A 17,005-nucleotide genomic window follows, 5' to 3' on the forward strand; every position below is an offset into this window, starting at 1 on the left:
GGAACTTCAGGGTGAAGAAGAGGATCATTATCATTGGTGCGGGCTGGGCCGGCCAGCATCACGCCCGCGCGGTATACGAGCATCCGGACACCGAGCTTGCGGCCATTATCGACCGGAGGGAAGAAGCGGCGGGAGCATTGGCACAGAAGCTCGGAGGCGTCCCTTATTATCAGTCGCTGGAGGAGCTGGAGCGGCAGGGAACCGGCTACGATGCGGCGGTCATCTGCACATTGCCGGATACCCACGCTTCCTTCTGCAAGGCGCTTCTGCAACGCGGCAAGCATCTGTTCTGTGAGAAGCCGGCCGGCAAAAACTCCGGCGAAATCGCCTGGCTGCTCGCGCTCTCCAGAACAACGGAGGCGATTGCGGGCGTCAACTACAACCAGAGATACTCTCCTTGCTACCGGAAGCTGAAGGATAAAATCAGCGGCGAGAAGCCGCATTTAATCGCCATATCCATGCAGCAGCAGGGCCCGGTGAAGCAGTCCGACCTGGCCCATCCTTACTTTATTGTGACGGATTCCTGCTGCCATATGATTGATACCTTAAGATATATTAACGGGGAGATCCGCAGCGTCTATGCTGTCGGCAAGCGGATTGACAGCGAAATCCTGTCCGACGTGGCCGTCAGCCTCGAATTCCGCAACGGCAGCATCGGAGTCATGACCCATACGTTCGTCGGCGGCGTCCATGAAAGCCAACATCCGTTCCAGCATTTCGAGCTGTCTACGGACAAGGCCAGGTATGAGGTGACGAACATGCTGGAAGGTCTTCACACCTATCCTCACCATTCGATGGAAAGAACGACCTGGTCGCCCTCCGTCTTCGAAAGCTGCAATTATGCAGAGACGCTGAAGAGTTCGATTCACGCTTGGATAGAGAGCTTGACCGGTTCTTCACCGGCACCCGTCGCCCTCCTGGATGCCTACCGCAATGCATTGGTTGTCGAAGCCTGCATTAAATCCCTGGAAACCGGACTGAGAGTTCAATTGCAAGATGATATTGAGACAGGGGGCGGGTTAATATGAAGAAAATCGGCTTTATTGGCTGTGGCGAAATTGCCCATATCCATGCCGCATGCATACTGCGGCATGGAGGAACGGTTGCCGGAGGCTTCGATCTTGCGGAGTCTTCGGCCGGCAAGCTGACTGCAGCTTACGGAGGAAAAATCTACCTCTCGGCGGAAGAGCTCTGCGCGGACCCTGATGTCGATGCCGTCTATATCTGCACCCGGCATGATTCGCATATTGCCTATATCGCGATGGCCGCGGGCCATGGCAAAGCCGTCTTCTGCGAGAAGCCGATCGGGCTTCGGCTGGCGGATGCGGAACAGGCAGCGGACATTGTCGCGAGCAGCGGCATCCGTTTCGCAATGGGATTTAATCACCGTTACTCTCCCGGAATGCAGAGATTGAAACGATTTATTGACCAGGCCGGATCGAAGGTCGATGCTCTGAATGCCCAATTCGTTACGGCCCCGTTCATGCAGGGATGGGCAGGGGGCGCTGAGCAGGGAGGCGGCGTTTTTGTCTGTCTGGGAAGTCATATATTTGATCTGGTCCATTACCTAATCCCGGGCGAGATTCAAGAGGTCAAGGCGGTTTCCTCCCGGATCCGGCTGGGCCCGGAATATGAGGATGACGCTTTTGCGGCGATTCTGATGACAGAGGCCGGGCAAATGCTGACGCTCAATGCCCATGAATTCGGAAATGCTTCTTATTCCACCGATCCCGGGCACCGCATCAATACCATAACGGTATTTAAAGGTCATGAAGCGGCTTCCGCAGGCACCGGCCATTTCGAAAGCTTCTCTGCCGGCGGAAGCACGATGGAGCGGTTTCCGGCAGATCATTTGTCTTTATGGGGATACTCCGAGCTTAACCGCAGATTTTTGCTGACCTTACAAGGAGAAGCGGTGGAAATTCCGGGAGTGGACGCGGGCTTGTTCGCGGCCCAACTTATCGAACGCTGTAAGGAAGGCTTATAAGATAGATCCAACATGGCGGAGGGAATCGTTTTGAACAAAAGAACCATTTTCATATATGCATGGGACTTGCTGGATGAAGGGATCGAGCCTGTACTGAACAAGTTGAAGGAAATGGGTGTAACCGGCATTGCGGTGACGGCCGCCTATCATTCCGGAAAGTTTTTGCTGCCCCATAATCCGCATAGAAAAATATACTATCACCCTTACAGTTCCGTATACTATAATGTAAATACTACCAAATATGGGCAGCTCCTGCCCCGGGCGGGGGAAGCATTCGAGCAGCACCGCAGCGCGTCGCGAGGAACGGGTACATCCGGCGACTTATTGACATTGATATGTCATCACGCCAAAGCACTTCAGATGGAAGTTTACGCATGGGTTGTAGGCTTCCACAATTCATATCTCGGAGAGGCCTTCCCTGAATTTACGGTTCGCAATGCGTTCGGGGAGTCTTACCGGCATGCCTTATGTCCGGCGCACAAGGAAACGCAGCAGTATGTGAAGGCAATCCTTTCGGATTTGGCCGAAGGCTATGATTTAGACGGCTTTGTGCTGGAATCATTCGATTATCCCGGTATGCTTCATGGCGACCATCATGAGTTGATCTGCTCTGCCCGCAAGGATGAGCTTGAACGGCTGCTGGGGCTTTGTTTCTGTAATCAATGCATGGCCAATGCCCGGGCTGCAGGAATAGATGCGGACCGGTTCCGGCAGGAAATCGCACATGCGGCGGAAACGGTGGCCAACAGCCGGGAGCCCGTAACTGCGACGTCTCTCCCTCAATATATGCAATTCATTCAAATGAGGGAAGACACGGTGGACGCTGTTTTCGCACAGTGCCGCAGTATCGTTGACGGCTCCGGGAAGCCTCTGCAGATGCTTAGCACCCTGTGGATGGCCTATGGAGCCGAGCCGGGACTGTATGGCATGAATCCACGAAGGCTCGACCGGTATATAGATCAATGGGTAGCCTGCTATCCGTCTTCCGCTGAGGATACGGTACCGTTCGTGGACAGAGCCCTGCAATCCGTCCCGCGGCATAAGCTGGCGGCAGGCGTCAGAATGATCGAGCCTGAAATCACGGCCCCGGAACATCTGGACGGCTATTTGAACGCTTATGCCAAAGCGGGGGTTAACGATTTGTTTTTCTATAATTACGGCTTGGCGTCCAGAGAAATAGTCGAGCGGCTTGGGATAAGCCTCGAATAAAGAGGAGGACACATGGTCAAATTTGCCAAAGCGGGTGACCAGAGGTTTCTGCAAACTTTAAACAGAACGCTGGTCTTGAATACTATACATCATTTTAAGACGATATCTCGAATCGATATAGCCAAAAAAACAAAATTGAGTCAAAGCACCGTCTCCAACGTGGTGGATGCCTTGGAGAAAGAAGGCTACATTGTCGAGGTCGGAACGGGCAATTCGACCAAGGCGGGAGGCCGGCGCCCAACATTGCTCACCATAAACGCAGCCGGCGGATATATGGCTACTCTTGCTGTCGTCACGGAAGCTTTTCATATTACGCTGCAGGTCTGCCTGTTCGATCTGCATCTGACGATGGTGGACGAGCAGGAAATAGAGGTCAAGGAAAAAGGCGCGGAGTTAGTCGAAACGATCAAAGCTTGCGTCCACAGCTTCCTTCAGAAGCATGCCGACAAAAATATTATCGGCCTCGGGTTTTCCATGCCTACGGTATTGGACCGGGCAGGCGTCGTATATAGAGGACACTTGTTGGAACTGGAAGATTATCCGTTTGAGGAAGAGATGCGCAAAGCGTTCCCGTCCTTGTTTCTCGTTGTGGAGCAGGAACAGCATGCAGCCATTCTCGGGGAGCGGGCGATCGGTCCGGCCAAGGATGTTAACAACCTAATCTATGTGACGGTGGGCAGGGGGATCGGATCCTCGGTCATCGTCAATAACGAACTGATTCGTGGAGAATATGGCGGGGCCGGAGAAATCGGGCACATGTCCATTAATAAATACGGCCCCAAATGCATATGCGGCAAGAAAGGCTGTCTGCGCTTGTATGCAACGGAGCTGGCGTTCATTAATAAAATCAATGAGGCTGCCCAGAACGGGTTTCCGCTGCCCCCCAAAATCTACAATCCTGTGCTGGATCAATGCAATATCCGCGAAGTGTATAATCTGGCGATGGAGGGGGATGAATTTTGCAGAGAAATGCTGACCAGCTTGCTTGACGATCTGTCCATCGGCTTAAGCAATTTAATTTACCTGATCAATCCGAAGATGATTATCATTGGCGGAAATTTATTGTTTGCCAAGCCTTTCGTGCTTCCTTATATTACGGACAAGCTTAAGGAAATTATGGATTCACCGACTGCGGATATAGAAATTGTTGGAGCCGCCTTGGGCAATAAATCATCGGTTTACGGAATGGCCTCATTAATTCTGGATAAGCATTTTTTGAAGAAGGAATTAATGTTTCACAGTGCGTGAGCGATGATAGACAAAGAGGAAGGGGCCCCTTCATTTTTTTGAAAATACAGCGATTAATTCAGGCGGGTTTGCGTGGTTACGTAAACCCGCCTGTTTGTGCTGCGACGGGGTCCGGGCATAACCATGATTCACCGATTCTGGGTCAGTGTCATATGTTGTAGCAGTATGGGGAAGGGGGGTAAAAGCTTGGTAAAGCTTACTTTAGAGACCGCGAAGAGATTACTGGCAGCCGCCGAACAAAAATCCCGCCAGATGGGACTCTCCAGCAATATAGCGATTGTGGATGACGGTGGGAACCTGGTTGCTTTTCAGCGTATGGATAATGCTCGAATTGCGGGAATCGAAATTTCGAAGAATAAGGCTTGGACGAGTGTAAGCATGCAAATGCCGACGGCAAATTTGGCGCAAACCGCTCAGCCGGGTGGCCCTACGTTTGGTATAAATACCACGAACTTTGGCAGAATTGTTATCCTGGGAGGAGGCATTCCATTAGTCAGTAACGGACATATTGTTGGCGGTATTGGCGTAAGCGGAGGGACCAGCGCCCAAGACATCGAAATTGCCAACGCGGCGGTTCAAGCCTTCGAGGGGAAGGTCAACGCTCGTATTGGGTCCTTGCAGCAGTCATACAGTTAATCGGGGGCAATGGACGTTTCAGCATGACGGTCATGACCGACTGGTAATCCTTAGATTTTCCGCCGGAGGGCAACCAAGAGGATGATACGATTAGCAGGGGAGCTTTCGACTTTGAACTCCTTGAACATTCGCCTGGTTGCCCAACGCTGTCATAGCGGAAATTTCGGAGAAACTTGCATCCTATTTTCGTAAAAAAGCCGCATTAAGGTTTGCTACAGAACGCCCTGAAGGGTGAGACAGCCTTTTCATTTATTCTCGGTAATGAGAGATGTCCCCGTACAGATCTACTATCGGTCTGCCGTCATCCATTGTAATCTTACATAATGCAGTAGGATAGATGTCGGGCATGCTTGCTATTTCATGAAGCTTTTTATGCAAAAAATGACTCATGACCGCTTTCAAAGTAATTCGGTGAGTAACAATAAGCACCTGCTCGCCTTTATGCTCTGTCAGAATATTTTCGATGACGGGGAGTGTTCTTTCCAGTAATTCTGTATAAGTTTCTCCATGACCTGCGGGCCTGTATACATGCGGCTCATTGAAAAATTGATCATATTGAAGGGGATATTGCTGCTGAATGTGTTCTATCTGTCGGCCTTCCCACAGCCCCATGTTAATTTCCTTAAGTGAATCATCCTCCAAAATATCCAATGAGCGGTTTCCCAGGAGAATTCGGGCTGTGTTTAGCGCCCTTGGACTGGTACTGGAATAGATCGCATCCAAATGGATATTCTCCAAACGTTCCTTTAGCCATCCGGCTTGCTGAATACCGTATTCGGTTAGAGGGGAATCTTTATGCCCTTGCATTTTCTTCTGCAAATTCCATTCCGTTTGACCGTGACGGGTTAAGTACAGAGTTGTTTTCATTGTGGAAAGCCTCCGATCGATGTGCGATTGAAACTATGAATCATTTTCCCATGTCTACTTTTATCAGGTTAGTCCCCTTCTTGGCCCTCCATTTCCCCTATATTATTGAGTTCAACATATTCATTTTTATGAATGTAATGCATTTCCTGCAAAAAGTAACCACCCAATTGGATAGCAATAGGAACAATCCGCTTTAACCGCGAAGTGGTTGGCGCACAATAGATGGAAATGGATGGTTACTAACGGATTCATAGCTGCTATATTGGAGTTGAGCTGGGGGTAAGATAAAAGGGACTGTTCATTTAGAACATCCGAATTATATATAGACTGATGATTAGGAATTCTAGTACTGCTACTAAGTTTAGGGGGGATTTCAATGGAAGTGCCAGCGGGTGTGTGGATTATATCGGCCGTAGTCACTTTTATCGTCTGCTATATCACTTTCTGGATAACGAGGAAGGCCTACTCCAAAAAATGGGAAGATGATGAATAGCATTCAAAAAAGAGCTTCAACCGTCTATTGGAGAAGATCGTAAATCTCCCAAATAAATCTAACTTTGCGAGGAATGGTCGATGAGAAATCGTAATATTAAGGCAGCCGTTGTTCAGTCCGCGCCTATCCTGTTCGATAAACAATCGGCCATGGACAAGATTGCAGCCATGACGAGAGAGGCGGCCGGCCAAGGGGCCGAATTGATTGTTTTTCCGGAGGTGTTTCTTCCGGGTTATCCGCGGGGATTAAGCTTCGGTACGCGAGTCGGAAGCCGCAATGACGGCGGGAGAACAGACTGGGGACGCTATTGGGCGAACGCAATCGAGATCCCGGGTGCCGAAATCGAAACTATTGGCGAATGGGCCAAGGAGCTGGGAGTTTATCTAATCATTGGCGTTGTGGAGCGGGATCAGGAATTCAGCACCGGAACGCTATATAACTCAATGGTATACATCGGGCCGGACGGGCGTCTAATGGGGAAACACCGCAAGCTTGTTCCGACCGGTTCCGAACGACTCTTGTGGGGACAAGGGGACGGCAGTACGCTTACGGTTATCGATACTCCCGCGGGAAGAATCGGCGGTTTGATCTGCTGGGAAAATTACATGCCGCTTGCCCGAATGGCCATGTATGTACAAGGCATAGACATTTATGTTGCTCCGACGGCGGATGCCCGGGATACGTGGCAAGCGACGATGCGGCATATCGCCTGTGAAGGCCGCTGCTATGTCATTTCCTGCAATCAGTTTGCAACCAAGGCCTCTTATCCTGCCGATTTGGCTTGCTATGAAGATATTAGGGAAGACGAGGATATTCTATGCAGAGGAGGAAGCGCCATCATAGGACCGCTTGGCGAATATGTCGTCGAGCCGCTCTATAACCAGGAAGGCATTCTGGTGGCCGATCTGGATCTTACCCGGGTTACCCAAAGCCGGTATGATTTTGATGTTGCCGGTCATTACAGCCGGCCGGATGTATTTCAATTGATCGTTAACGATAAAAAACAGGAAATTGTAAGAACTACAGACATGAATACATTGGTTTAAAATGAGACACGATCTTGGGTCGTGTTTTTTTGTTGTCTGTATTAGGTGATGCAGGACCGATTTCGGCAGATAGGTGCCGGTAGGGTTATTGGGAGAACAGAGACAAATCATTTTGGTTCGTTCTGTCACCGCTTCGATAATCGCATCCAAATCGAAGGTGTATTGTTCCCCGAGCGGTACGGAAATGACGCTCGCCCCCATAAGATACGCCCCGAATTCATACTCGCTGAATGAAGGGGAGATTACGATGATTTCATCGCCAGGTTCCAGGAATGTCTCGGAGATGAGTGTAATCAGTTCATCCCCGCCGTTTGTAAGGATGAGCTGCTCCGGTCTCATGTCCAGTTTGGAGGCAATCACCTGCTTCAATTTCAACGAACCTGCATCCGGATAACGATGAATGTCCGCTAACGAGCCTTGTATGGCTTCCAATGCTTTAGGAGAAGGTCCTAATGGGTTTTCGTTAGAGGCCAATTTAATGACTTGCAATAAGCCAAGCTCGATCTGAAGCTCCCAAATCGGCTTTCCCGGAGTATAAGGGCGGATATTTTGTATCGTCTTCCTTGCTGTCACTTTCATGTTTTCAGACATAAGCAATCTCCTCGCAGTATTAATATTCCTCGACTAGTCCATTCATTTCAAATGTAAATCTTCTTCCAGGTTTAGTAACCATCCAATTCCTTGTCTTTGGACCAGTCCAGTGCCCATAAATCCATCTTGCCTGCCGTTATCTTGTTCGGCAATGCACTAAGGTTGAGCTCTTCATTTTCTATGGGGGGCATTTTCTTTTCCACAGAAAGTTTATATGGCTCCGTTGGGTGCTTTTTTTATGGAAAGGAGATTCGTCAATGGGTAAATATTGCCTATTTTGTTTCATTTTATTGAACATGGTCGGTTCATTGACTTCGGTATCGGTTGGTGACAGATATCACATTCACCCTTAAAGTAAGGCGTGATGATATACCCGCAATTCGATAGGAGATGAGAAAGAAATGAAGACCCCCAAAGCACTCCGCCGGTTGGCTTCCTGGTCCAGGATTTCTATATTTGGGGGATACAGGTTTCTCCATTATTTTGACGATCATTCCCGTTGCAGTCGTCGTATACGGCAGGCTGGAGGGGATGGCGAACACAATCGTTCTGATGACGGCAGCCGTGCTGCAGTTCGTCGTTCAACTGATTTATTTCATGCATCTGCGGGAGGAAAAAAAGCCTCGTTACAACCTGGTGACCCTGATTCTTGGTCTGTTCATTTTACTTCTTATCGTTATCGGCTCCATGTGGATCATGATGTTTAATATGGTGGCAACATGAGCCGGTCTTCCGCAAGTTTATCGGCTTCTGACAGGAGGAAGGAGGTGATGATCAAAGATTGGATTCAATTGACCAAGCCGCGAATCCTTCAATTGAATCTCGTTACCGCCTTTGGCCGGTATTGGTTGGCTTCCCGGAACTTCGTCTTGCTCATCCTGATCTTGGACACCGCCGGTAGTTCATTTTAATAATAAAAATTTGGAGGGATCGTTTATGAAAAAAACTAGTTTGCTGCTGATTGGTCTTATGTTTATCTTATTCACCGCAGCCTGCACAAATAGCGATATTGCCGAAGATTCCGGGCCGCTTCAGGTCGAAATAAAGACGGTTCAGGACACTCTGCAGCCGGGACGGGCCATTCTTATTGACGCATCTGTTACTCAGGGCGCGGAAAAGGTGACAGATGCCCAGGAAGTCAAGTTTGAAATTTGGAAGAAGGATCAAGCAAAACATGAGACGGTCACCGCGAAGCATTGGCAAGATGGAACTTATCGAATCAAAACGATGTTCCCGGAAGACGGCATCTACTATGTAGTTGCTCACGTTACGGCCGGAGATATGCAGGCCATGCCGAGAAAAGAACTGGTTGTGGGGAAAGTAATAGCGAGTTAATTTGGCTCGCCTTGAATGAATGTAAGATATCTTTATTTTGGGAGTGGAGTGGTTGTTTTGAAGGCAAGCCTGCTCTGCTTTGATATAGAATGGTATAACAAGGAGGGGCGAAAGGATGATCCAAAGACTCGATCACCTTGTTCTGACCGTAACCGATATGGAAAAGACCATCCGGTTTTATACGCGTATTCTCGGGATGGAGGAAGAAACGTTCGGTTCAGGAAGAAAAGCACTGCGATTCGGCCAGCAAAAAATCAATTTGCATGAGGCCGGCAAAGAATTTGAACCGAAAGCGAAACATCCTATGCCCGGATCGGCAGATCTGTGTTTTATTTTCGATGGGATGACTATGGGGCAGCTTATAAATCATCTTGGAAATAATGATGTGGAGATTGAGGAGGGACCGGTCAGAAGGACCGGGGCGCTCGGCCCGATTGTGTCCGTATATGTTCGGGACCCGGATCAAAATTTAATCGAAATCTCCCGGTATCTTGAGGAGTAATTGGCTGCCGGGCAAGGAATCCGCTTGAGTGATACAAGGGATCAAGAATCTGCAAACGGATTCTTGATCCCTTTATAGGTCGATTTCGAAATGGCTCCTTTAGGGGCTTTTTTACCGTATTAACCAAGAATGGTCCGAAGTGCTGAGGCGAATTTGGAAATGCCCGGAACGATTTCATCCGGCTTCGGTCTAGCAAATGTGAATCGCACATAGCCCGAATCCGAACCGTAGACGCTGCCGGGCACAAAGATGACTCCATGGCGGATAGCCTCCTCCAACAGCTTGCTATCGTTCACCTCGGGGATAATTCTGCACCACAGATGCAAGCCTCCCTGCGGAATCGAGAAGCGGACCAGGTCCGGCAGTTCTTTCTGAAGCGCTTCTATCAATAAATCCCTCTTATAAAGCAGATTCGTTCGCAAACGTTCCAAATGCGGCCGGATATACTTGGACTTCAAGAACTGGGCAGCAACCTGCTGGGGGACAACGCTAAGCCCGAAATCCATCTGCTGTCTGGCATCGGCAAGCCGCTCGACCACGGAATGAGGAGCGACCATCCAGCCCACCCGCAGCCCGGATGCGGCCATTTTGGAGAAAGAGCCGATGTAGAGGACCGAGCCGATGGCATCCATCGATTTCAGCGGTGTCGGCGGCGTTCCGTCGTAGGCCGTCAGGCTGAAGGGATCGTCCTCCACAATCGGGAGGCCCAGCTCGCTCGCAACGTCAAGCAGTTCGGTCCGGCGTTTGGCATCAAGGACGACGCCGGTCGGATTCTGGTAATTCGGATTGATGAAAACCATCTTGATGCGGTGTTTTTTATATAAAGAGCGGACGTCTTCGGGACGGATTCCTTTAGAGTCAACGGGGAGACGGAACAATCGCAAGCCTGCCGATTGAAACATGGGCAGCGAGTAGCAGTAAGAAGGATCTTCAATGGCGACCGCATCTCCGGGGGTCAGCAAACACTGGGTAATTAAATACAAGGATTGCTGGGAGCCGGATGTGATGAGGATCGACGATTCCGTCGTTTGAATGCCCCGATATTGTTTTAAATACGAGACAATTGTTTCCCTAAGCGGAACAAATCCTTGCGGATTGTCATATCCGAGATATCCCGTATAGTGATTCTCGTCAAGAAGAGTATTGATCTCTTTCACGGGAGAGAGGTCCGCACCCAGTTCGCCGCTGGCAAAATCAATCAGCGCTTTGTCTTTCTGCAACGCTTCCCGAATTCGGCGCAAAAAAGGCAGATTAGGCAGGAAGCTGCCGCCTTCAACGTACCGGTGCCAGTTGGGGGTATGCTTCGGCATGGCTCCCCATTTATACTTGCTGACCCGGGTTCCGCTTCCCGTACGGCTTTCGATGATCCCTAACGAGCGAAGCTCCGCATACGCAAGAATGACCGTGCTTCGATTCACTCCCAATTGTTCGGCCAGTTTTCGTTCGGACGGTAGCAGGCTGCCCGGCGGAAATTCCCCGTATGAAATTCTCCGTTCGATGTCATCCGCAATTTGTTGATACAGAGGTTGGCTGCTGAGACGATCGGGCTTCCGCATCTTGGTCACCTCCTGCATGATGTAATGGAATGGATTGCGTCATAGGATTATTTTCATCATAACATTGGCTTGTAAATCATAGGCCATTCTTTTTATCAAAAAAATGACGAATCTATTTCAATCCGTTGAACATGGAGGGTGATTGGGCTGACAAATTGGATGGTGTACTCGGCAGTTAAGTCCCGAAGTCTCGATTACCGTTATTCCGCGAGTTTAAGCAGGGCCGGGGAGTAACGGTCGTGCTGTGAACGGCCTTCGGAGCCTCTTTGTTGCTTGGACCCCCGACAAGTAAAAAAAGCAGAAGACTTACTTCTGCTTCCCGCTATATTGCAAATGCAATATCGGATAAGGACGGCCTGCACTGTCCGTCGCATCCTCGCTGACCATCGAAAAGCCGCTTTTCAAGTAGAACATGACGGCATTCTCGTTTTGCTTGTTTACATCAACGGACGTCACGCCATAATCATGAATTAATGACCGGATGATTTGTTTTCCGTATCCTTTGCCGATTTGGCCGGGATCCAGAAACAACATCTCCAAGTGATATCCGTTTGTGGCTGAAAATCCTATTAAAGAGCTTTCGGCGTACCATAGCCGTACATCGAGATGAGGAAAATACGAAGGAATTTCTATCTTCATATCCTGTATATCGTTGAAACTTACAAAATGATGAGTGGCCGCTACAGATTGTTCCCACAGATTTAAAATCGCGGCATAGTCGTTGGTTGTTGCTTTTCTATTGTGCATAAAAGTCTCTCCTTTTCTTTGCTTGGTTATCACGCTCCTTTCCAGGTCTAATTGAAGATGGTAATCGTGTATCTCCAGTCCGTATATAATTTCATATTTTTCGCTCTTTTCATTTAAAATTTTCCCCTAGTATATCAATAGTTCCGATTTTCAGTCTACATATCCATTTTGCGAAACATGGGTATTCCTTTCACTGCTTACCACAAATTCGGGTAAAAAGTCCGCCGACGATTTCTTCCCGGTCACTTATAATAAAGCGTTCGCGGAAAAGGCGCCCGCTGATCTTGAGGAACGGATTCGCGATTACAATTCAATCCTCCTCTTGTACGGCAACGATTCTCCATATGGAGCCGTGAATGAAGAGTTGTTTCCATTCGTCAGGACGGGCCGTCCCGACGGTTCCCCGGCTGTTCTGATTACCAGCATCATGTACGAAACTCGGGAGCGGTAAATCCGGAGACACCAGGTCCGTTACGATCTCGTTGCTGGACTTTTCACTAGTAAAACATCCCGTTGAACGTCTTTCCCACAATGAATCGACAGTCTTTCATATCCGTTACAATTTGTATCGCGCGCGGTACCCGCATATGGGCAAGGTTCGTCGAAACCTGAAATGTTAACGGTCGTCATCATGCTTTTAACAAAAGTGGATCAGGTCTTGAAAGCAGCGGGCGGATATATTAATATAAAATTGTTAGCACTCCACTAAATTGAGTGCTAAAACGCCAAAAGTGAAAGGAGAGAAAATAACAATGAGGAGATTGCGTAGAACCATTATCCGAGGTCTGAAAAAATCCGCCGGGTTATGGCCGAGAACGCGGCTCCGGAATGCTTCGTAATCAGCGAAGCCGGCAGCATTAGAACAATTTCATATCTGAAAATAGGAAGAAGCTTTTAAAAAACCATTGATTTTTTCTGAACAAGCTGCAAAGGCACGTTATCTGCAACCTGTTCACAATCAAATTGCGCAATACGTTGTTGCTTTCAAGGGACCGCGTATTACGGAGTTTTTTTGGCCCTATGGCGTGAGGATCCCTGGCTTTTCAAAACTTCTTTTTTATTTTTCAGGAGGGTGGTTCACAGATGAATGCACTTCTGCTAGCGGGAGGACTGGGTACTCGGCTGAGACCGTTAACGGAAAGCTTGCCTAAACCGATGGCTCTGGTGGGCAACAGCCCATGGCTGGAGCGTCTGGTCATTCATTTGCGGGAACAAAACATCCGGGAGATTGTTATGGCCGTCAAGCATTATTCGGAGGTTATCCAAGACTATTTTGGCACAGGGGAGAAATGGGGCGTCACCATTCAATATGCGGCGGAGTCATCGCCGTTGGGCACGGCCGGAGCGATCAAAAACGCAGAGCCTCTGCTGCACGACACGTTTTTAGTGATCAATGCGGATATTGTCCATGACATAGATTTGCAATCGCTGCTGTCGTACCATAAACGGCACGGCGGGGCCGTAACGATCGGATTAACCGAAGTAGACGATCCGACCTCTTATGGCGTCGTTGAACAGGACGGTGACGGCCGCATTGTCCGTTTTGTGGAAAAACCGGCACGGGAAGAAGCGCCTTCCTGCAGGATCAATGCGGGAATTTATGTCATGGACAAAAAGGCGCTGCAGCATATTCCGGCAAACCGGGAAGTGTCCATTGAACGGGAAACGTTCCCTTTACTTATTGAAAAGCAGTTGGGCATTTACGGCAAAGTGGTGGACGGCTACTGGATGGATATGGGGACGAAAGAGCGCTATCGGCAAATTCACTGGGATTTGTTAAATCGGGTATATACGCTGCCGCTTCCGGGGGAGCAGAGAGGAAACGGCATCTGGATTGGAAGCAGCTGCAGCATTCCGTCCAGCGTTCTATTGATTCCGCCTGTGTTGATCGGCGACCGCGTAAACATTGGGGAGCGAGCGATAATCGGGCCGTTCAGTGTCATTGGAGATGACTGCATCATCGGAAGAAATGTTCGCTGCGCGGAAACGATCATGTGGCACCGCTGCCTGACCCATAACGAAGTCGTCCTGAACAACTGCATATTCGGGTATGATCTGGAAATCGGATCGGAGCATATTTTGCATGAAGCCGTCATGAGCCGAATGGAGGTGCTGCAGTCTTGACCCGAGTCGCCTATGTCAGTACTTATGTGCCGCAAAAATGCGGTTTGGCCACCTTTACCTTTCATTTAAGACAGGCAGTTAACGAAGCGAAAGGGAGACAGGATCGGGACCCGGTTGTCGTTCCCGTCCAGCCTGCCGGCGAATGGCATGAGGATGCGATCTTGTGGCCGCTGCGCCGCGACCGGCTGGAAGACTACGCAAAAATGGCGAGAAGAATAAACCGTTCCGGCATTGACGTCGTCTCGCTGCAGCATGAATTTGGCATATTCGGAGGAGAGGCCGGGGCTTATGTATTGAATTTCGTGAGGCAACTGGAGAAGCCGCTGGTGACCACCTTCCATACGGTGTTCGAGCATCCCCGCCCGCCTTATGATTCGATACAGAAGGAAATTGCGGAGCGAAGCGATAAAATCGTGGTCATGAACCGTAAAGCCATTGATTATTTACATGAAGCGTTCGGGGTGCCCCGCAGCAAGATCGTATTCATCCCGCACGGCACACCCGAGCCGAATCCGGAATTAAGGCAGGAGTGGCGCAGCACATTGAACTGGAGCGACCGCAAGGTACTGATGACCTTCGGATTGCTGAGCCGGGGCAAAGGGCTGGAATGGATCATAGAAATTCTGCCGGAGATCGTGAAGAGGGTTCCCCAAGCGCTGTATGCCATTGTCGGGCAAACCCATCCGGAGGTAAAGCGGCAGGAGGGTGAACGGTACCGGGAGCAGTTACGGGGGCGGATAGAGGAGCTCGGGCTCGAGCAGCACGTCATCATGATCGATCGCTATATGGATGAGCCCGAATTGGTTAAGCATCTGACGGCTTGTGATATCTATGTCACGCCTTATCCGGGACTGCAGCAAATTACGAGCGGTACATTGGCTTATGCGGTCGGGCTGGGCAGACCGGTTGTCTCGTCTCCCTATTCTTATGCGACCGATTTGCTGGCAGATTATCCGGAGCTTCTGCTGGATCCCGGGGATTCGGACGCCTGGATTAACAAAATAACCGAGCTTCTGGCGGACGATGCAGAGCTGGAGAAATGGAGCCGGAAGATCGGTTTCATTGGTCAAAATATGCATTGGCCGGAAGTCGGCAGGCGCCATGCCGAGCTGTTTTCCGAGGTGAGGGCTCTTGAGTACGTCCGTTGACGCGCTTAAGCATCTCTTCCGGTTAACAGATGATACCGGAATTATGGAGCATGCTTGCGGTATCGTTCCCCGGAGACAAGAAGGATACAGCACCGATGACCAGGCCAGAGCGCTTTGGGTTTGTCTGGAGTGGCTGGACATCGTCAGCGAGAGAGAGTCGGGAAGAATATATGCGCTCATCGACAAGTATTTGTCCTTTATGCTGTGGGCTCAGACGGAAGACGGCCATTTCCACAATAATTTCGCTTACGATCGCTCGCGAGAGGCCGAATCTCCGTCAGAGGATTGTCTAAGCCGCTGCCTGTGGGCCTGCGCACGGCTTATGGTTCGCCTGCCGGATACGAACCGGTTCATTGCTGCGGAGACGATGCTGAGGCAAGCGCGGAAATACATAGCCGGTATGAACTCTCCCCGCGGCTGTGCGTATGCGCTGGCATCATTCAGTCTGCTGGCCAAGCATCGTTATCCTGTCGATTACGAGAGCGAAGTCGCAGCTCTGGCGAATAAACTTGTGAGCCATTACCGGCGGCATGCAAGGGAGGATTGGCATTGGTATGAGCCCGCGGCGACCTATAGCAACGGGCTGCTGCCATGGGGCCTGCTGTGCGCATATGAGGTTACTCCGAACCGGCAATGGCTTGACGTTGCGGTCGAAAGTCTGGACTTCTTAATTCGTCTTATGACGAATGAACGGGGACAAATCCGCCCGATAGGGAACCGGGGATGGTGTACCCGCGAGGGGAGGGCGAAATGGGATCAGCAGCCGATCGATGTCATGAAGCTTGGCCTGGCGGCGGCCAAAGCTTATGAGATCGTGGGGCGCTCCCAATATTACGATGCTGCCGCGAAATGCCGGGCCTGGTTTCACGGTGACAATGACGCCCGCACGGCTATGGTGGACCCGAAGACAGGAGGCTGCTACGACGGGATTGGCGAACGGGGAGTCAATTATAACCAGGGAGCGGAAGCGGTCATTTCTTATCTGTTGACAGAAGCGATCATGATGAAATTAACCCATTCCGGGGATGAGGCGAAGGAACATGCAAGCTGCGCAAGAGCGAAATTTTGAATCCCGAAGGAAGAGGTGCCGGAAAGTTATGAGTGAAAGGGTTGTGTGAATTTAGTTTGTGAATTTAGGTTTGACAAAAAAATTCCAATCCCCTATAATAGCCAATAAATTAATACTCCAAATGTTGCGATTAGAAATAGTAGGAGTAAAATGGCCTTCCAGAGAGCCGTTGGTTGGTGCGAAACGGCAGCGTCGATCACTTTGAACTCGTCTATGAACAGCTGCCCGATAATGTAGGGTATGACGGAATTCCCCCGTTACAGGGATAGATGGTGATGGCCATCGAAAGAGATCATTTCGCATGAAATGCATTAGAGTGGTACCGCGGGTTAACCTCGTCTCTATACGTTGAGACGGGGTTTTTTTGTTGATTCTGGACAGTCAAAAGTTCTACAGCATTAAGAAGCGAGCGAATCGGCGTCAATATCAGTCGTTTCCTGCTTGGAT

16 protein-coding genes, 1 pseudogene and 1 other annotated feature are annotated in these 17,005 nt (G+C 49.9%); of the genes and pseudogenes, 13 read left to right on the forward strand and 4 right to left on the reverse strand.

The features are described 5' to 3' along the window. The first annotated feature begins 11 nt into the window (after window positions 1-11). From ACTHRH_RS24015 to ACTHRH_RS24035, 5 genes are all read left to right on the forward strand, one after another. The gene (locus tag ACTHRH_RS24015) at window positions 12-1,028 is read left to right on the forward strand and encodes a Gfo/Idh/MocA family protein (protein ID WP_379291646.1); all 1,017 of its coding nucleotides are present in this window, start codon (window positions 12-14) and stop codon (window positions 1,026-1,028) included. Beyond that, complete coding sequence (locus tag ACTHRH_RS24020; protein WP_440417967.1) at window positions 1,025-1,987, forward strand: Gfo/Idh/MocA family protein; 963 nt, start codon at window positions 1,025-1,027, stop codon at window positions 1,985-1,987. The genes ACTHRH_RS24015 and ACTHRH_RS24020 overlap by 4 nt, the downstream gene beginning before the upstream one ends. 30 nt (window positions 1,988-2,017) lie before the next feature. Continuing rightward, the gene (locus ACTHRH_RS24025) at window positions 2,018-3,196 is read left to right on the forward strand and encodes a hypothetical protein (RefSeq protein WP_440417969.1); all 1,179 of its coding nucleotides are present in this window, start codon (window positions 2,018-2,020) and stop codon (window positions 3,194-3,196) included. A gap of 12 nt (window positions 3,197-3,208) precedes the next feature. Continuing rightward, window positions 3,209-4,444, forward strand: a complete 1,236-nt coding sequence (locus ACTHRH_RS24030; RefSeq protein ID WP_379291640.1) for an ROK family transcriptional regulator — start codon at window positions 3,209-3,211, stop codon at window positions 4,442-4,444. Between the two features lie 186 nt (window positions 4,445-4,630). After that, window positions 4,631-5,080, forward strand: a complete 450-nt coding sequence (locus ACTHRH_RS24035; RefSeq protein ID WP_144933418.1) for a GlcG/HbpS family heme-binding protein — start codon at window positions 4,631-4,633, stop codon at window positions 5,078-5,080. A 249-nt stretch (window positions 5,081-5,329) separates the two neighbouring features. Here the strand turns inward: ACTHRH_RS24035 and ACTHRH_RS24040 are convergent, their stop codons facing one another. Then, the gene (locus ACTHRH_RS24040; protein ID WP_144933419.1) at window positions 5,330-5,947 is read right to left on the reverse strand and encodes a histidine phosphatase family protein; all 618 of its coding nucleotides are present in this window, start codon (window positions 5,945-5,947) and stop codon (window positions 5,330-5,332) included. A gap of 573 nt (window positions 5,948-6,520) precedes the next feature. On the opposite strand from ACTHRH_RS24040, the gene ACTHRH_RS24045 reads away from it, so the two are divergent. After that, window positions 6,521-7,486, forward strand: coding sequence for a carbon-nitrogen hydrolase family protein (locus tag ACTHRH_RS24045; RefSeq protein WP_144933420.1), 966 nt, complete (start codon window positions 6,521-6,523; stop codon window positions 7,484-7,486). A gap of 33 nt (window positions 7,487-7,519) precedes the next feature. Here ACTHRH_RS24045 and ACTHRH_RS24050 read toward each other — a convergent pair. Beyond that, window positions 7,520-8,077: pseudogene (locus ACTHRH_RS24050) on the reverse strand (pyridoxal phosphate-dependent aminotransferase); the annotation flags it as partial. Window positions 8,078-8,533: 456 nt separating this feature from the next. Between ACTHRH_RS24050 and ACTHRH_RS24055 the strand changes: the two are divergent. From ACTHRH_RS24055 to ACTHRH_RS24070, 4 genes are all read left to right on the forward strand, one after another. Further along, window positions 8,534-8,800 carry a cytochrome o ubiquinol oxidase subunit IV gene (locus ACTHRH_RS24055; RefSeq protein ID WP_440417972.1) on the forward strand — a complete coding sequence of 89 codons (267 nt, stop codon included), beginning with the start codon at window positions 8,534-8,536 and terminating at the stop codon, window positions 8,798-8,800. A 47-nt stretch (window positions 8,801-8,847) separates the two neighbouring features. Next, window positions 8,848-8,988 carry a hypothetical protein gene (locus tag ACTHRH_RS24060; protein ID WP_186328200.1) on the forward strand — a complete coding sequence of 47 codons (141 nt, stop codon included), beginning with the start codon at window positions 8,848-8,850 and terminating at the stop codon, window positions 8,986-8,988. 25 nt (window positions 8,989-9,013) lie between these two features. Next, window positions 9,014-9,412: a FixH family protein gene (locus tag ACTHRH_RS24065; RefSeq protein WP_144933422.1), complete on the forward strand. Its 399-nt coding sequence runs from the start codon at window positions 9,014-9,016 to the stop codon at window positions 9,410-9,412. 115 nt (window positions 9,413-9,527) lie between these two features. Continuing rightward, complete coding sequence (locus tag ACTHRH_RS24070; protein WP_379291631.1) at window positions 9,528-9,914, forward strand: VOC family protein; 387 nt, start codon at window positions 9,528-9,530, stop codon at window positions 9,912-9,914. A gap of 119 nt (window positions 9,915-10,033) precedes the next feature. On the opposite strand, the gene pdxR is transcribed toward ACTHRH_RS24070, so the two are convergent. Then, a complete protein-coding gene (gene pdxR, locus ACTHRH_RS24075) occupies window positions 10,034-11,470 on the reverse strand; it encodes a MocR-like pyridoxine biosynthesis transcription factor PdxR (protein ID WP_440417975.1) in 1,437 nt (478 codons plus the stop codon). Window positions 11,471-11,776: 306 nt separating this feature from the next. After that, window positions 11,777-12,217, reverse strand: coding sequence for a GNAT family N-acetyltransferase (locus tag ACTHRH_RS24080; protein ID WP_379291627.1), 441 nt, complete (start codon window positions 12,215-12,217; stop codon window positions 11,777-11,779). A gap of 1,083 nt (window positions 12,218-13,300) precedes the next feature. On the opposite strand from ACTHRH_RS24080, the gene ACTHRH_RS24085 reads away from it, so the two are divergent. The 3 genes from ACTHRH_RS24085 to ACTHRH_RS24095 are packed head-to-tail and all read left to right on the forward strand — an operon-like array spanning window position 13,301 to window position 16,558. Continuing rightward, window positions 13,301-14,341, forward strand: coding sequence for a sugar phosphate nucleotidyltransferase (locus ACTHRH_RS24085; protein ID WP_440417977.1), 1,041 nt, complete (start codon window positions 13,301-13,303; stop codon window positions 14,339-14,341). Further along, the gene (locus ACTHRH_RS24090; RefSeq protein ID WP_144933427.1) at window positions 14,338-15,489 is read left to right on the forward strand and encodes a glycosyltransferase; all 1,152 of its coding nucleotides are present in this window, start codon (window positions 14,338-14,340) and stop codon (window positions 15,487-15,489) included. The genes ACTHRH_RS24085 and ACTHRH_RS24090 overlap by 4 nt, the downstream gene beginning before the upstream one ends. Then, window positions 15,473-16,558 carry a glycosyl transferase gene (locus ACTHRH_RS24095; protein WP_440417979.1) on the forward strand — a complete coding sequence of 362 codons (1,086 nt, stop codon included), beginning with the start codon at window positions 15,473-15,475 and terminating at the stop codon, window positions 16,556-16,558. The genes ACTHRH_RS24090 and ACTHRH_RS24095 overlap by 17 nt, the downstream gene beginning before the upstream one ends. Window positions 16,559-16,675: 117 nt before the next feature. Beyond that, window positions 16,676-16,904: a binding site (T-box leader), on the forward strand. Window positions 16,905-17,005: the final 101 nt, after the last annotated feature.

Origin of the sequence: Paenibacillus sp. SAFN-117 (genome assembly GCF_051966115.1) — a bacterium.
GTDB lineage: Bacteria > Bacillota > Bacilli > Paenibacillales > NBRC-103111 > Paenibacillus_L > Paenibacillus_L residui.

Bases quoted from the DNA above. Each gene is read 5' to 3' on its own strand.
- ACTHRH_RS24020 (WP_440417967.1), top strand. From the start codon at position 1,025: ATGAAGAAAATCGGCTTTATTGGCTGTGGCGAAATTGCCCATATCCAT.
- ACTHRH_RS24030 (WP_379291640.1), top strand. From the start codon at position 3,209: ATGGTCAAATTTGCCAAAGCGGGTGACCAGAGGTTTCTGCAAACTTTA.
- ACTHRH_RS24040 (WP_144933419.1), bottom strand. From the start codon at position 5,947: ATGAAAACAACTCTGTACTTAACCCGTCACGGTCAAACGGAATGGAAT.
- ACTHRH_RS24045 (WP_144933420.1), top strand. From the start codon at position 6,521: ATGAGAAATCGTAATATTAAGGCAGCCGTTGTTCAGTCCGCGCCTATC.
- ACTHRH_RS24060 (WP_186328200.1), top strand. From the start codon at position 8,848: ATGATCAAAGATTGGATTCAATTGACCAAGCCGCGAATCCTTCAATTG.
- ACTHRH_RS24065 (WP_144933422.1), top strand. From the start codon at position 9,014: ATGAAAAAAACTAGTTTGCTGCTGATTGGTCTTATGTTTATCTTATTC.
- ACTHRH_RS24070 (WP_379291631.1), top strand. From the start codon at position 9,528: ATGATCCAAAGACTCGATCACCTTGTTCTGACCGTAACCGATATGGAA.
- pdxR (WP_440417975.1), bottom strand. From the start codon at position 11,470: ATGCGGAAGCCCGATCGTCTCAGCAGCCAACCTCTGTATCAACAAATT.
- ACTHRH_RS24080 (WP_379291627.1), bottom strand. From the start codon at position 12,217: ATGCACAATAGAAAAGCAACAACCAACGACTATGCCGCGATTTTAAAT.
- ACTHRH_RS24085 (WP_440417977.1), top strand. From the start codon at position 13,301: ATGAATGCACTTCTGCTAGCGGGAGGACTGGGTACTCGGCTGAGACCG.